This window comes from Luteibacter sp. ME-Dv--P-043b, from assembly GCF_030209605.1.
In the GTDB taxonomy this organism is placed as follows: domain Bacteria; phylum Pseudomonadota; class Gammaproteobacteria; order Xanthomonadales; family Rhodanobacteraceae; genus Luteibacter.
Genome location: NZ_JARVRT010000024.1, coordinates 1 through 1,143 on the forward strand (window position 1 = coordinate 1; position 1,143 = coordinate 1,143).

Consider the following 1,143-nt stretch of genomic DNA (forward strand, 5'->3'; position numbering starts at 1 on the left):
CCGTGCCATGGAGTCTGATCGCGGACCATGGCGTTGAGGGTGATGAGCAGTTTGCGCATGCAGGCCACGATGGCCACCTTCGGAGGCTTGCCTCGCTCTTTAAGGGCCTGATAGTGGGCTCTCAGAGGTGACTGGGTGCTGCGGATGGCGGCGAGTGCGGCCATGTAAAGGATGCGCCGCACGAAGGGCCGGCCGGCCATGATCTGGCGGGGGCCGTCGCGCCGTCCGCTCTGCTTGGTATACGGCGCGACGCCGACCAGCGCGCTGATCTGCCGATTGCCGCGTTGGCCCAGCTCCGGCAGGAAGGCCAGCAGCGTGGCGACGGCGATCTTGCCCAGGCCAGGCACCTGGAGCAGTTGCTCAGCGAGCGGCGCATCGGCGGCTTTGGCGGCTTCCGCCATGAGCCCTTCGAGTGCCTTGATCTCCGCGGTCAGCAGGGCGTCTACCCGCTCTAGCGCCCCTTGGACGACCATCGACTCGCACCGTTTGATCCGGCGGCGGTTGTCGTCGCGCTGCCGGATCAACTGATCCCGGCCCTTCACCAGGCCGCGCAGATGGCGCTGCGCCGGCGTTGGCGGCTTATAGGGCTGCGGCGTGATGGTCTGGGCCATGTGGGCCAAGGCCCTGGCGTCGGCCTTGTCGGTCTTGGCAAACTTGCCCAGGCTACGCACGAAAGCGGTGCCACGATGCGAGGCGATCCGGGTCACCGTATAGATCTGGGCCATGGCATCAAGAATCAGGTTCTCGTAGCCACCGGTGGCCTCCAGGACCACGTGTTGCACGTCCAGCCTGGCCATGATGCGAAGCAGTTTCTTCGCGCCGGCTGGGCTGTTGTCGAACTGCTCACAGGCGCCGGTATGTTCACCGGCACGGAAGAAAGCCACGTCAAGCGTCTTGCTGCTGACGTCGATACCGAGGTAAAAAGTCATCGTCTCGTTCCAGCTAGGGCGGGATAGAGAGCACTTCCACGGGCCCACGCTTGTGATGTTCGAGCCGTTAACTCGGGCAACTGTTCGGGCTTGGTGGAAGAAGGGAGTGTGGCGGCCCGGGCTCCTACACGTGCTCAAGGCACCGCGCACAATCGGCCTGCCACACTCCGCTCTCGACTTCGAATCTACCCCATCGAAAAGACACAAGCGCACG

General features: G+C 64.4%; 1 protein-coding gene. It reads right to left on the reverse strand.

The annotated features are described in order from the left end of the window. A partial coding sequence (locus QRN34_RS14005; RefSeq protein WP_285405313.1) for an IS110 family transposase occupies positions 1-929 on the reverse strand: 929 nt, incomplete at its 3' end. Positions 930-1,143: the final 214 nt, after the last annotated feature.